Source organism: Sulfitobacter sediminis (genome assembly GCF_040811725.1).
Classification (GTDB): domain Bacteria; phylum Pseudomonadota; class Alphaproteobacteria; order Rhodobacterales; family Rhodobacteraceae; genus Sulfitobacter; species Sulfitobacter sediminis.
The window spans coordinates 154,595-168,120 of sequence record NZ_JBFNXX010000005.1 but is presented as its reverse complement, the minus strand read 5'-3'; the positions used below and the strand labels follow the sequence as shown (position 1 = coordinate 168,120).

The 13,526-nt window shown below is 64.2% G+C and carries 12 protein-coding genes; 7 read left to right on the top strand and 5 right to left on the bottom strand.

Annotated elements, in window-relative coordinates:
- Positions 1-2: 2 nt before the first annotated feature.
- Positions 3-1,217: a biopolymer transporter ExbB gene (locus AB2B41_RS08700; RefSeq protein WP_367877386.1), complete on the top strand. Its 1,215-nt coding sequence runs from the start codon at positions 3-5 to the stop codon at positions 1,215-1,217.
- Positions 1,218-3,314, top strand: a complete 2,097-nt coding sequence (locus tag AB2B41_RS08695) for a peptidoglycan -binding protein (protein ID WP_367877385.1) — start codon at positions 1,218-1,220, stop codon at positions 3,312-3,314.
- A gap of 6 nt (positions 3,315-3,320) precedes the next feature.
- Here AB2B41_RS08695 and AB2B41_RS08690 read toward each other — a convergent pair whose 3' ends face one another.
- From AB2B41_RS08690 to gloB, 3 genes are all read right to left on the bottom strand, one after another.
- On the bottom strand, positions 3,321-4,295 hold the full coding sequence (locus AB2B41_RS08690; RefSeq protein WP_367877384.1) for a M23 family metallopeptidase: 975 nt from the start codon (positions 4,293-4,295) through the stop codon (positions 3,321-3,323).
- Complete coding sequence (clpA, locus tag AB2B41_RS08685) at positions 4,295-6,616, bottom strand: ATP-dependent Clp protease ATP-binding subunit ClpA (protein ID WP_367877383.1); 2,322 nt, start codon at positions 6,614-6,616, stop codon at positions 4,295-4,297. Before clpA ends, AB2B41_RS08690 begins: the two co-directional genes overlap by 1 nt.
- A 176-nt stretch (positions 6,617-6,792) precedes the next feature.
- Entirely contained in the window at positions 6,793-7,560 is a 768-nt protein-coding gene (gene gloB, locus AB2B41_RS08680) for a hydroxyacylglutathione hydrolase (protein WP_367877382.1), read from the bottom strand.
- A gap of 61 nt (positions 7,561-7,621) precedes the next feature.
- Between gloB and AB2B41_RS08675 the strand changes: the two genes are divergently transcribed.
- The 3 genes from AB2B41_RS08675 (at position 7,622) to AB2B41_RS08665 (ending at position 9,492) form a co-directional block, all read left to right on the top strand.
- A complete protein-coding gene (locus tag AB2B41_RS08675; protein ID WP_367877381.1) occupies positions 7,622-8,368 on the top strand; it encodes a methyltransferase domain-containing protein in 747 nt (248 codons plus the stop codon).
- Positions 8,369-8,496: 128 nt separating this feature from the next.
- On the top strand, positions 8,497-8,988 hold the full coding sequence (locus tag AB2B41_RS08670) for a flavodoxin family protein (protein ID WP_367877380.1): 492 nt from the start codon (positions 8,497-8,499) through the stop codon (positions 8,986-8,988).
- A 123-nt stretch (positions 8,989-9,111) separates the two neighbouring features.
- Positions 9,112-9,492: a hypothetical protein gene (locus AB2B41_RS08665; RefSeq protein ID WP_367877379.1), complete on the top strand. Its 381-nt coding sequence runs from the start codon at positions 9,112-9,114 to the stop codon at positions 9,490-9,492.
- A 63-nt stretch (positions 9,493-9,555) separates the two neighbouring features.
- On the opposite strand, the gene AB2B41_RS08660 is transcribed toward AB2B41_RS08665, so the two are convergent.
- Positions 9,556-10,608, bottom strand: coding sequence for a hypothetical protein (locus tag AB2B41_RS08660; RefSeq protein WP_367877378.1), 1,053 nt, complete (start codon positions 10,606-10,608; stop codon positions 9,556-9,558).
- A gap of 57 nt (positions 10,609-10,665) precedes the next feature.
- Positions 10,666-11,058: a hypothetical protein gene (locus tag AB2B41_RS08655; RefSeq protein ID WP_367877377.1), complete on the bottom strand. Its 393-nt coding sequence runs from the start codon at positions 11,056-11,058 to the stop codon at positions 10,666-10,668.
- A 363-nt stretch (positions 11,059-11,421) separates the two neighbouring features.
- Here AB2B41_RS08655 and AB2B41_RS08650 point away from each other — a divergent pair, with 363 nt between their 5' ends.
- Together AB2B41_RS08650 and atpA are read left to right on the top strand one after the other, a co-directional pair.
- Positions 11,422-11,982, top strand: coding sequence for a F0F1 ATP synthase subunit delta (locus tag AB2B41_RS08650; protein ID WP_367877376.1), 561 nt, complete (start codon positions 11,422-11,424; stop codon positions 11,980-11,982).
- Positions 11,983-13,521, top strand: coding sequence for a F0F1 ATP synthase subunit alpha (atpA, locus tag AB2B41_RS08645; protein WP_367877375.1), 1,539 nt, complete (start codon positions 11,983-11,985; stop codon positions 13,519-13,521).
- Positions 13,522-13,526: the final 5 nt, after the last annotated feature.

Below are 13,526 nucleotides of genomic sequence, written 5' to 3'. Positions count from 1 at the left end.
TAATGGCGCAACCGCAGCGCACGCAAAGACCGCAGTTTTCCCAGCCCGTCCGTCAGATATCGCTGATGCTGATCGTGTTGGGCCTCACCGGCTTCGGCGCCTTCCTCGCGCTGCCCTCGGTCTACCCGATTTTTGCAGCCAACCCGTATCTGAACGGCTTCATCGTCTTCGTCTTCATCATCGGTCTCTTTGCCTGTTTCTACCAGGTTTTCCAGCTGATCGGCTCCGTCCGCTGGATCGAGAATTTCGCCTCCGACAGCCCCGATCCCGACACCTCCGCCCCGCCGATGCTGGCCCCTCTGGCCGCCCTACTGCGGGCGCGCAATGCCCGGACGCAAATATCAGCAAGCTCCAGCCGCTCGATCCTCGACTCCGTATCGACCCGCATCGATGAGGCGCGCGAAATCACGCGCTACATCGTCAACATGCTGATTTTCCTTGGCCTTCTGGGCACGTTCTATGGCCTCGCCACCACGGTGCCAGCCGTCGTCGACACTATCCGCAGCCTCGCCCCGTCCGAAGGCGAAGGCGGCGTCGCCGTCTTCAGCCGCCTGATGACCGGGCTCGAGGCGCAATTGGGCGGCATGGGCGTCGCCTTTGGCTCCTCTCTCCTCGGCCTCGCCGGATCGCTGATCGTGGGCCTTCTGGAGCTCTTCGCGGGCCACGGCCAGAACCGTTTCTATCAGGAGCTTGAGGACTGGCTCAGTACCATCACCCGCGTCGGTTTCAGCGCGGGCGAGGATGCGACCGTCGAACAGAACATCATGGCGGGCGTCGTCGACCACATGGCCGAACAGATGGAGCGCATGCAGCAGCTCTTTGCAGAAAGCAACGCCAGCCGCGCCGCCGTGGACGAAAAGCTCGACCGCCTTGCCGATGCGGTGGACCGCATGACCGAACGGATGCAGCCCGCAGACAGCTCCGCCGCCGCACTCGAACGCATCGCGCGCGGGCAGGACCGCCTGATCACCGCGATCGAGGCACAGGACAAGGGCGAGGGCATGGACGCCGAAAGCCGCATGCGCCTGCGCTCCATCGATGTGCAGATGCTGCGCATTCTCGAGGAGCTTTCCGCCGGACGGCAGGAAACCATGGCAGAGTTGCGCCACGACATCTCGCTTCTGGCGCGCGCCATCTCGGGTCGAAAACAGAACGGGCAGGGGACCGGACCGCGCCGCGTGCGCCTGACGGACAAGCCGGACGGAGAGGAAAGCTAGATGGCGCTCTCCCGGCGCACGGGCACGCGGTTCCAGAGCTCGATCTGGCCGGGTTTCGTGGACGCGATGACCGGGCTCCTGCTGGTCCTGATGTTCGTGCTGACGATCTTCATGATCGTGCAATTCGTCCTGACCGAACGGATCACCGGACAGGAAAGCGAACTCGACGCACTGGCGGGCGAGGTCGCAGCACTTGCGCAGGCGCTCGGGCTCGAAGAGCAGACCACCTCCCGGCTCGAGGCGCGCCTCGGCGCGCTCAACGCCTCGCTCAACACCACGCAAGACCAGCTTGATGCCGCGCAGGCCCGCCTGACCCAGCAGGACGCGCTCATCGCCTCGCTCACCGCCGACCGCGACGCACAAGCCGCCGCACTGCGCGAAGCCGGACAGGAGATCACCCGCTTCGAGGCCCAGGTCGCGGGCCTGCTTGCGCAGCGCGATACGGCGCTCGGCGAACGCGACGCCGCCCGCGCCGAGATCGACGCGCTGGAAACCCGGCAGGCGGAACTGCTGAGCGAGCAGGAGGCGCTCAACCTCGCCCTCGCCACCGCCCGGACCGAGATCGACGCCCAGACCGAGGCCGCCCGCCTCGCAGCCGCCCGCCGCGAGGCACTGGATGCACTCGTCGCCGATCTACGCGCCCGCAATGCCGAAACCGAGGCCCAGATGGCCGATCTGCAAACACAGGTCGATGAAACCGCGCAAGCGCTCAGCGCGGAAGAAGCCGCGCGTCTGGCCGAAGCCGCCGCGGCGCAGGCGCTCCGCGAACGGCTCGCCAATGCCGACGCCGAACTTACCGCCATGACGCTGGCCCTCGAAGCCAAACGCAAGGAGGCCGAGGACACGCTCACACTCCTCGCCGCCGCCCGAACCGCCCAAGGCGATCTCGATCAGAAACTCGCCGAAGCCCTGATCCGTCTGCAATCCGCCGAAGCCGCCGCCGCCGAAGGGGCCGAGACCCGCACTGCGCTTGCCGAGACCGAACAGGAACTTGCCCGACTGCGCGCCGAGACTGAGGCCGTCGCCGCACAAAGCGCCGAGGAACGCGCCCGACTGCAAGCCGAGGCCGCCGCCCGCCAGCAGGAAGCCGAAGCCGAACTCGCGCGCCTCCGCGCTGCCGTCGCCGCGCAAGAGGCCGCCGCCGCAGACCTCACGACCGACCGCGAGGAATTGCGCCGCCGCCTCGCCGCCGCCATTGCCGCGCGCCTCGCCGCCGAAAGGGCAGCTCAGGAAACCAGCACCGACGCGGAGCGTCAGGCGCAGCTTCTCGCCTCTGCCCGTGCCGCATTGGCCGAAGAGGAGCAGATCAGCGCCGAAGCGCAGCGCCAGACCGAACTGCTGAACCAGCAGGTCGCCGCCCTGCGCACCCAGTTGGGCAGCCTGCAGGCGCTGCTTGACGATGCCAGAGAACGTGATGCCGCCAAGGACATCCAGCTGCAATCGCTGGGCTCCGAACTGAATACCGCACTTGCCCGCGTCGCCGCCGATGCCAGCCGCCGGGCTGAGCTTGAAGCCGCCGAACGCGCAAGGCTCGAGGCCGAGGCCCGCGCCCGCGATGCTGAGAACCGCGCGCTGGAGGCCGAGGCCGCCGCCCTCGCCGCCGAGGCAGAAGCGCTGGCCGCCCGGACGGAAGACCTCGAACGTTACCGCTCCGAATTCTTCGGCCGCCTCCGCGAGGTGCTCGGCAACCAGGAAGGCGTCCGCATCGAGGGCGACCGTTTTGTCTTTTCCTCCGAGGTGCTCTTCCCTCCCGGCGGTGCCGTCCTGTCGGATGAAGGCGAGGGCGAGATCGCCAAGGTTGCCAACATCCTGCGTTCGGTCGCCGGGGACATCCCTTCCGAGATCGACTGGGTCATCCGCGTCGACGGCCACACCGACAACACGCCGCTCCTGCCCGGGGCGCAATTCGCAGACAACTGGGAACTCAGCCAGGCCCGCGCTTTGTCGGTCGTGAAATACATGATCAACGCGCTCGGTATCCCGCCTGATCGCCTTGCCGCCAACGGCTTCGGCGAATTCCAGCCCGTGGCCTTCGGCGACAGCCCCGAGGCCCGTGCCCAGAACCGCCGGATCGAGCTGAAGCTGACCGAGAAATAGCGCCCGCTATTCGACCGCTACCGTGATCTCAGCCTCCCGCCGTTCGACGACTGCCTCACCCCGGATCAGCTCCGCCACACCGCGATAGACGCCCTCCGGCCAAACCCTGCGGCCCCGCAGCCTCTTGCCCACTGCGCGGAACGCCTGCGCGTGGTTCCGCTCCAGCCGCGTATCCCGGCTTATCACTTCGCCTTCCGGCCCCGTGATCGTCAGCCGCATGACATCGCCCGCGCGGGTGCCAAAGCTGAATCCATAGACTACCAGCGCAGGGGCATCGGGGCGCAGCATATCCACTCCCGCCAGACCCGCCTTCACGCTGTCGTAGTCCGGGATCGCATCTGTCAGCCCCACCTCGACAAGCCCCCCGGGGCGGTAGGCAGGCGCTTCGGCCCAAAGCGTGCTCTCAGAGGACGCTTCACATGTCAAAGTGCCATCCGGATCGAAGGGGTCTACTGGCACGCCATTGCGCCGCACCGACATATGCACATGCGGAAACTCAGCCCGCCCCGACTGGCCCACCTGGCCCAGAACGTACCCCGCCCTCACCGTCTGCCCCGTGATCACGGCGACGGAGCCTTCGCGCAGATGACAATACTGCGTCTCCCACCCGCCGGGATGCGCCAGCACCACGCCATTGCCGCACTCGCGCCCCTCGACCGCGTCACGGGTCTCCTCGGTCCAGCCGGTGTCCGGCATCCCGTCGCGATAGCCCCGCACCCGGCCCCCCGCTGCGGCCAACACGTTGATACCCGCAGCCATCGCCGCCCGCGTTGGCACCGCGAAGTCCGTCCCCTTGTGCCCATCGTAGCTGAGCGTGCCGCAGGCGTAATCGCTGTGCCCCTCACCGGGGTCGCGGTCCATGTACTGCTGGATATAGCAGTCCTGCCCAAGGGTGCAGTCGATGGGCAGCCACAAAAGAAAATCCTCCGCCTGCGCGGGGCAGGCAGAGGACAAAATCAGGGCCAGCGCGGCCCGGCGCATCAATCAGCGGTCAGAAGCGGCGGCTTGTTGCCCGAGATCTTGGGCGTCTCAGGGTCGAGGATGGTGAGGTCCAGCTCACCCTTCTTGACACCCACCTTGACAACACCACCCTTCGCCAGCTTGCCGAACAGCAATTCCTCGGCCAGCGGCTTCTTGATGTTCTCCTGGATCACGCGGCCCAAGGGGCGCGCGCCCATCTTGCTGTCGTAGCCCTTGTCGGCCAGCCATTCGGCGGCGGGCTTGGTCAGCTCGAAGGTCACGTTGCGGTCCATCAACTGCGCTTCAAGTTGCAGCACGAACTTCTCGACCACCTGCAGGATGACCTCTTTCGACAGCGGCGCGAAGGAGATCACCGCGTCCAGACGGTTGCGGAATTCCGGCGTGAAGGTGCGCTCGATCGCCGCCGTATCCTCGCCCTCGCGGCGGTCACGGCCGAAACCGATGGCTTCCTTGGCCTGCTCCGCCGCACCGGCGTTCGAGGTCATGATCAGCACCACGTTGCGGAAATCCACCGTGCGGCCGTTGTGATCGGTCAGCTTGCCGTGGTCCATCACCTGCAACAGGATATTGTAGACATCCGGATGCGCCTTCTCCATCTCGTCCAGCAGCAGCACGCAGTGCGGATGCTGGTCCACACCGTCCGTCAGCATGCCACCCTGGTCGAACCCGACATAGCCCGGAGGCGCACCGATCAGGCGGGAAACCGCGTGCTTTTCCATGTACTCCGACATATCGAAGCGCAGCAGTTCCACACCCAGCGTATCCGCCAGCTGCTTGGCCACCTCGGTCTTGCCGACACCGGTCGGCCCGGCGAACAGGTAGTTACCGATGGGCTTTTCAGGCTCGCGCAGACCGGCACGGGCCAGCTTGATCGACGACGCCAGCGCTTCGATGGCCTTGTCCTGCCCGAACACCACGCGCTTGAGCGAGGCTTCGAGGTCCTTCAGCACGATCACATCGTCCTTGGACACGTTCTTCGGCGGGATGCGCGCGATCTTGGCGACCACGCCTTCGATCTCCTTCGTCCCGATGGTCTTGCGCCGCTTCGAGGCGATCACCAGATGCTGTGCGGCACCCGCCTCGTCGATCACGTCGATAGCGCTGTCGGGCAGCTTGCGGTCGTTGATATAGCGCGCCGCCAGTTCCACCGCCGACTTGATCGCGTCCGAGGTGTACTTGACCGAATGGTGCTCCTCGAAATAGGGCTTCAGGCCCTTGAGGATCTTCACCGTGTCCTCTACCGACGGCTCGTTCACGTCGATCTTTTGGAAGCGACGGCTGAGCGCGCGGTCCTTTTCGAAGTGCTGACGGAACTCCTTGTAGGTCGTGGATCCCATGGTGCGCAGCTTGCCACCGGCCAGCGCGGGTTTCAGCAGGTTCGAGGCGTCCATCGCCCCGCCCGACGTCGCACCGGCACCGATCACCGTGTGGATTTCGTCGATGAACAGCACCGCATCGTCATGCTCTTCCAGCTCCGAGACAACAGCCTTCAGCCGCTCCTCGAAATCCCCACGATAGCGGGTCCCGGCCAGCAGCGCGCCCATGTCGAGCGAATAGATCGTGGTGTTCTTGAGAACCTCGGGGGTCTCACCGGCCACGATCTGGCGTGCGAGACCTTCCGCGATGGCGGTCTTGCCCACGCCCGGATCACCCACCAGCAGCGGGTTGTTCTTGCGGCGGCGGCAGAGCACCTGGATGCAGCGCTCGACTTCCATGTCGCGCCCGATCAGCGGGTCGACATTGCCCTCGCGTGCCTTGGCGTTGAGGTCCACGCAGTACTTGGCCAGCGCGCTTTCTTTCTTTTCGCCCTCGGTCACGCCCTGCGGCTCGTCCTCGGTCTCGGGCGCGCCGGTGACGGGCCGCGCCTCGCCATAGGCGGGGTCCTTGGCGACACCATGGGCGATGTAGTTCACCGCGTCGTAGCGGGTCATGTCCTGCTCTTGCAGGAAATAGGCGGCATTGCTCTCGCGCTCGGCAAAGATCGCGACCAGCACGTTGGCTCCCGTCACTTCCGTGCGGCCCGAGGATTGCACGTGGATCGCGGCGCGCTGGATCACGCGCTGAAAGGCGGCGGTCGGCACAGCCTCGGAGCCATCTACGTCCGTCACGAGGTTCGACAGGTCCTCGTCGACGAATTCGACCAGCGTGTCACGCAGTTCTTCCACATCGACCGAACAGGCTTTCATCACCTGTACCGCGTCGGGCTCGTCGATCAGCGCGAGCAGCAGATGCTCCAGCGTCGCGAATTCATGTCTGCGGGCATTGGCCAGTGCCAGCGCCGCGTGGATTGCCTGCTCAAGCGTATTAGAGAATGAAGGCACGAGTGCGCTCCTTATCCTTCGGGGCCGGTCAGGGTGCTGCGGGATAACAGGGCCCCGGTCCGACCATGGCCTCTTAGTACTAGAGTTTGGTTGATCACGGCCCGGCTTCAAGCTTTTTCTTACGAAAGGCTCTCACATTTCCCGTTATCGCGGTATTTTGCACCCATTTGTCGCAGTCAGAAATTGTCTTTCCGTTTGCGAATTTCAGCAAAGATTTCTGCGTCAGGGGCGGTTGGCATCCCCAGGTTCGCGCGAATGCCGGGATCGGCGGCGCGCAGGAAGGGATTGGTTTCCAGCTCGGTTGAAAGTGTCGATGGGACAGTAGGCTCGTCCTTGGCGCGGGCGGCATTAATTGCGTCTGCCCTCGATATAAGTGCCGCGTTTTCCGGATCAACCGTCAGCGCGAATTTCGCGTTCGACTGGGTGTATTCATGGCCCGAGCAGATCACCGTATCGGCGGGCAGCGCCATCAGCTTCTGCATGCTGCCCCACATCTGCGCCGCCGTCCCCTCGAACAGCCGCCCGCATCCCAGCGCCATCAGGCTGTCGGCGGTGAAACAGGCTTTGGCACCGGGAACGTAAAAGGCGATGTGGCCCACCGTATGCCCCGAGACGTCGAATATCTCCGCCTCAAGAGAGCCCAGCTTCACCCTGTCCCCTTCACTCACCTCGACATCGAGATCGGGCAACCGGTGCGCATCCGCCTTCGCCCCCACCACCTTTGCCGGATGCTCTGCCAGCAGATCGGCCAGCCCGTCCACATGGTCCCAGTGATGATGCGTCAGCCAGACCTGGCTCAGCGTCCATCCCCGATCCTCCAGCGCCGCCTTGATTGGCCCCGCCTCAGGCACGTCGATCACCGCGACCTCGCCGCTGTCGCCATCGCGCAGCAGAAAGGCGTAGTTGTCTTTCAGACAGGGGACGGTGATCAGATCAAAGGCCATGGCACTCTCCTCATTCGCTGGTATGGTCCGATCAGACTGACACCGCTGAGGCCAAGCTGCAATGCACCTCGATGTGCAAGACCTGCGCAATTTCTACTACCGCAGCGCGCTGGGCCGCGCCGCGCAGAAGTCGCTGCGCGGCCGTCTGCTGGAGCTCTGGCCGGAGGCCAAGGGGCAGACCGTCGTGGGTTTCGGATTTGCTGCCCCGCTCCTGCGTCCCTATCTCAAGGACGCGCGCCGGGTGATCACGCTGATGCCCGGTCCCCAGGGCGTGATGCCCTGGCCCGCCGGGCTTCCCAACACGTCCGTGCTGACCGAGGAGACCCTCTGGCCGATTGAGACCGGCCACGTGGACAAGCTGGTGCTTCTTCACGGGCTGGAGACTTGCGAACGTCCCTCGGATCTATTGGAGGAATGCTGGCGCGTACTGGGTCCGGGAGGCAGGGTGCTTTTTATTGTGCCCAACCGTGGCGGCCTTTGGGCCCGGCGCGACGTCACCCCCTTCGGCTACGGCCGTCCCTATTCACCGGGTCAACTTGACGCGCAGCTGCGCAAGCACCAGTTCCTGCCCGAACGTCATGTTGGCGCGCTCTACCAGTTCCCCTCGCAACAGCGCGTCTGGATGAAATCCGCAGGCCTTTTCGAGCGTATCGGCCGGCACGTCCCCGCAATGATGGCAGGCGGCGCCTTCATGGTGGAGGCGACCAAGCTGGTCTACCCGCCCAAGGGAACCCGCCAGCGCACCCGCAAGCGTGTGAGCGTGCTGGAGGGGCTGACCGAACCCGCCGTCGGCAGCGCGCGGGTATAAGCGGCGCGGCGCTGTGCCGCCTGTCGAGGTCATTGCTTGAGAAAAATCAAAACGGCTTTGCCAATCTCGGCCATAGTCTTCCCGCCATGTCTGCCACCAAACTGACAGTCCGTCAGGGGAGCACCGCCATGAAGAGTCTGATCCTCTACTTCTCCCTCACCGGGACCACCGCGACCCTTGCTCAGGCACTTGCCGAAGCGCTCGATGCGGATATTGCCGAGATCACCTGCGCGCGCTACGCGCCGGGCGGGTTCAGTTTCTGGCGGTACCTGAAGGCAGGGCGCGACAGCCTGCGCGGACACCTGCCACCGGTGGACGTGCCGGAGATTGCGCTGTCGGATTACGATCTCGTCGTGCTGGGTGCCCCGATCTGGACGAGCTACCCCGCCGTGCCGCTGCGCGCCTACCTCTCAAGCCAACCCAAGCTGCCCAGCCGGATTGCCGCCTTTTTCACCAGCGGCGGCGATGCGGCCGCGGAAAAGGCTGCCGAAATGGTGTCGAACGCCGCGGGCAAACCGCTTGCCGCGACGCTGACGGTTCAGCAGCGCAAGGTCCTCGCAGGCGATTTCACCGAGCCGGTCAAGGCGTTCGCCGCCCGGCTCAAGGCCGACGCGCAATGATCCGCCATTCGTGCGGCTGTCAGGGGCGGATCACCGCCCACGCCGCTGAACCACACATTCGTACCCTTGGATCAACCCACGTCCGCGCGATACGCTGAAAGCACCGAAAGGATGCACCGCGCCATGCAAAAGAACGTCCTGATCCCCGCTGCTCTCGCGACACTTGCGCTGATCGCCACCCCTGCGTTCGCCGGGAGCGGTAAGCACAAGAACAAGCGCTACGACGGTCCGCTCGTCATCTACGACTGTCCTCCGGGCCTCGCTAGGAAGAACCCGCCCTGCGTGCCGCCGGGACAGGCACGAAAGCGCTGGGGCGAATACCATCCGCGCTACCGCATCGGCGATATCATATACCGCGACTATCGCGTCATCCGGGACCGTCACCGCTACGGCCTGCCGCGTGATGGACTTTATTATCTGGTCGGGCGCGAGGTCTTCCGCATCTCGCCCGAGACGGGGCGCGTGCTGGCCTTCATCGGCCTGGCAGATGCGCTTTTGAACTGAGCGGACACCAACGCCAAAGGCCCGGCATCTCGGCCGGGCCCTTACCTGATCCTGCCAGTGATGTCAGAAGCCGAAGAAAGCTGGGTTTATGCCGGCACCTTCAAGAAGGTCTCCAAACCCTCCTTCCGTGCTTTCGTCACCGCTCGGCTCGGTCCGTCCATCCTCTGCCTCGGCAGCAGCCGGCTCTTCGCCCACCAACAGGTCCTGCGTCTCGGTGACAGAGGTAAAGGCGATGGTCGAGGTGATCACCGGCTTGTCGTTGATGTAATTCGTCATCCGCACCTCGTAGTCCTCGCCGCTGGTCGGATCGCCCTTGATCAGCAGTGTTTCCTCGCCGAGGTAGATTTCCGCAAGCACCTGGCCGCTGGCGTTCTGGCCATCTGCGTCATTGACCAGTGCCGCGATCTGGTCGGTCGACAGGCTCGTGACATCAGCGTCGGTGCGGATCAGGAAGGCGCGCTTGGTGGTGTTGGTGTCGCCTTCGGTACCTTCCTCGGTCTCGTCGTAGACAAGGTGCAGGTTGCCGGTGACGTCGTTCTCGAAATCGAACTTCAGAACGTCGCCCGGGTTCAGCAGTTCGATCTGTGCCACGTGGCGGCCGATGTCATCCTCTGCCACGTGCATGATCACGTTGGTGCTCGACTCGAACTCCTTCACCCAGCTCAGCGTGCGGACGTTGGCGCCGTTCTCATCGGGTTCCCACGTGATCGTGCGGCTGTTGACACCGTCGTTGCCATTGATCTCGCTGTTCAGGCCGGCGTCCACAGACTTGGTGCCGACGTTGTAGTCGATGCGGAAGGTCGTGTGGTCGTCGTAGCCGACCTCGATCCGGTTCACGCCCTCCGGGGCAGTCACGACATAGTCGGCATCGCTCGGGGTTTCTGCTTCGGCGCCGTTGGCAACGATAAGCTCCAAATCGACAGCCTCGCCATCGGGGCCGGTGACGGTGACCAGATCGCCCGCCGGCAGCGGGTCTTGCTCGGGCTCCACCACGACGGGCGGCTCGTCCTCGACGGTCTCTTCACCCTCGGGCTCGCTTTCGGTTTCATCCTCGACCGGGTTCAGAACGAAGGGCACGGGTGCCTGCTTGGAAGGATCGGTGAAACTGTCGCCCATCGGCGGGCGTGCGACCGCGTCGTCCTCGCTGACGATCTCCTCGGCTTCGGGCTCTTCTTAGGGCGCTTCCTCGGCGACCTCTTCCTCCGGCGTGGTTTCCTCATCCTCGATGATTTCTTCGGCTGCGGCCTGTTCTTCGGCTTCTGCCGCGCGCTCCGCTTCCAACTGCGCGATGAATGCCTCGAACCGCTCCGACATGTCGTCGCTGGGGTTCGCTTCCAGTTCCGCGATGAAGGCGTTGATGCGTTGGATTTCCTCGGCGTCCGGATCCTCGAGCGGGATGGTTCCGGGATCGAAGAAGGACAGCAGGTCGTCGCCCTGGTGCTGGGGTGGATTCAGATCGTCCTGCGTATCCTCGTTCTGCTCCAGCCCAACCGGATCGTCGTCCCCGTCAAAGGCCATGGCGACGAAGCCAACGGACAGAAGTGACAGAAAACCAATGGCAAACATGCTGCGGTTCCTCGTGTAACGGCCCACGCGGCGCGGACCGATTGAATCGATTTGCCAAGAATTCGCTGGAAATTCTGACACCAGTGAGGCGAAACGCGGCTACAGCAAGGCAAGATTCGTATAAATTCGTCGACTTTCCCGCCCGCCGCGCCACATTCTGCGCCGTGCCCGCGATGCTTGCGCTAACGCCGTCAAATAAAGGGGCAGGGGGGTCATATCAGCGCACGTTACTGTGTTGCGGTGCGGCAAACCCTCTGCTACATGGCCCCTGATTTAGACGTCTTGAGCCACTTCAAGCCGCGCCAACGATCCGGTGACGCGACTGCTTCGCGTATGTCCGGGTAAGTGAACGAGAGGATGGACGTGTCCGAAACAGTTTCGATTTCCACCGGCATCGCCCAGCGTTACGCATCCGCTGTCTTTGAACTGGCCAAGGAGGCCAAGAAGGTCAAAGAGATCGAGTCCGATCTGGACGCGCTGCAGTCTGCGCTCGATGACAGCGAAGACTTCCGCAACCTGATCAATTCCCCCATCTACACCCGCGAAGAGCAGGGCACCGCAATCACCGCGCTGGCCAAGAAGATGGGCCTGTCGGCAACCATGGCGAACACGCTCGCGCTGATGGCCTCCAAGCGCCGCCTTTTCGTTCTGCCGCAACTGGTCAAGACGCTGCGCGACCAGATCGCCGAGGACAAGGGCGAGGTCACCGCCGAGGTCACTTCCGCAAAAGCGCTGACCAAGGCGCAGTCGGACAAGCTTGCCAAGTCGCTCAAGGCGACGACCGGCAAAGAGATTTCACTTCAGACCAGGGTCGATGAAAGCCTCATCGGCGGTCTTATCGTCAAAGTGGGCTCCAAGATGATCGATACCTCGATCCGCTCGAAGCTCAATTCCCTCCAGAATGCAATGAAAGAGGTCGGATAAATGGGTATCCAAGCTGCAGAGATTTCTGCGATCCTGAAGGACCAGATCAAGAATTTCGGTCAGGAAGCCGAAGTCGCCGAAGTGGGCCGCGTGCTCTCCGTCGGTGACGGTATCGCCCGCGTCTACGGTCTGGACAACGTCCAGGCCGGCGAAATGGTCGAATTCCCCGGCGGCATTCAGGGCATGGCCCTGAACCTTGAATCCGACAACGTCGGCGTCGTGATCTTCGGCTCCGACCGCGACATCAAAGAAGGCGACACCGTCAAGCGCACCAACTCCATCGTGGACGTGCCAATCGGTGACGAGCTTCTGGGCCGCGTTGTTGACGGCCTCGGGAACCCCATCGACGGCAAGGGCCCGATCAACGCCAAGCAGCGCGGCATCGCCGACGTCAAGGCACCGGGCATCATCCCGCGTAAATCCGTGCACGAGCCCATGGCGACCGGCCTCAAGGCCATCGACTCCATGATCCCGATCGGCCGTGGCCAGCGCGAGCTGATCATCGGCGACCGCCAGACCGGCAAGACCGCCGTGGCGCTCGACGCGATCCTGAACCAGAAGTCCTATAACGAGGCCGCAGGCGACGACGAGAGCAAGAAGCTCTACTGCGTCTACGTCGCCATCGGCCAGAAGCGCTCCACCGTGGCGCAGCTGGTCAAAAAGCTCGAAGAGAGCGGCGCCATCGACTACTCGATCATCGTCGCCGCCACCGCGTCCGAGCCTGCGCCCATGCAGTTCCTCGCACCCTACGCCGCAACCGCCATGGCGGAATACTTCCGCGACAACGGCCGCCACGCGCTGATCATCTACGATGACCTGTCCAAGCAGGCCGTGTCGTACCGCCAGATGTCCCTGCTGCTGCGCCGCCCGCCCGGCCGCGAAGCCTACCCGGGTGACGTTTTCTACCTGCACTCCCGCCTGCTGGAGCGTTCGGCCAAGCTGAACGAGGACTTCGGCGCCGGTTCGCTGACCGCGCTGCCGGTCATCGAAACCCAGGGTGGCGACGTGTCGGCCTTTATTCCGACCAACGTGATCTCGATCACCGACGGCCAGATCTTCCTTGAAACGGAACTGTTCTACCAGGGCATCCGCCCCGCCGTGAACACCGGTCTGTCGGTCTCCCGCGTGGGCTCCTCCGCCCAGACCAAGGCAATGTCCTCGGTTGCCGGTCCGGTGAAACTGTCCCTCGCCCAGTACCGCGAGATGGCGGCCTTTGCCCAGTTCGGCTCCGACCTCGACGCCGCAACCCAGCGCCTGCTGAACCGTGGCGCGCGCCTGACCGAGCTGATGAAGCAGCCCCAGTATTCGCCGCTGACCAACGCCGAGATCGTCTGCGTCATCTACGCGGGCACCCACGGCTACCTCGACAAGCTCGAAGTCAGCCAGGTCGGCGCATGGGAAAAGGGTCTGCTGAACCACCTGCGTTCCAAGCACGCGGACCTTCTCAAGGACATCACCGAGAACGACCGCAAGGTGAAGGACGAGCTGGAAGACAAGATCAAAGCAGCGCTCGACGCCTACGCCGCTGACCACGCGTAAGGAGA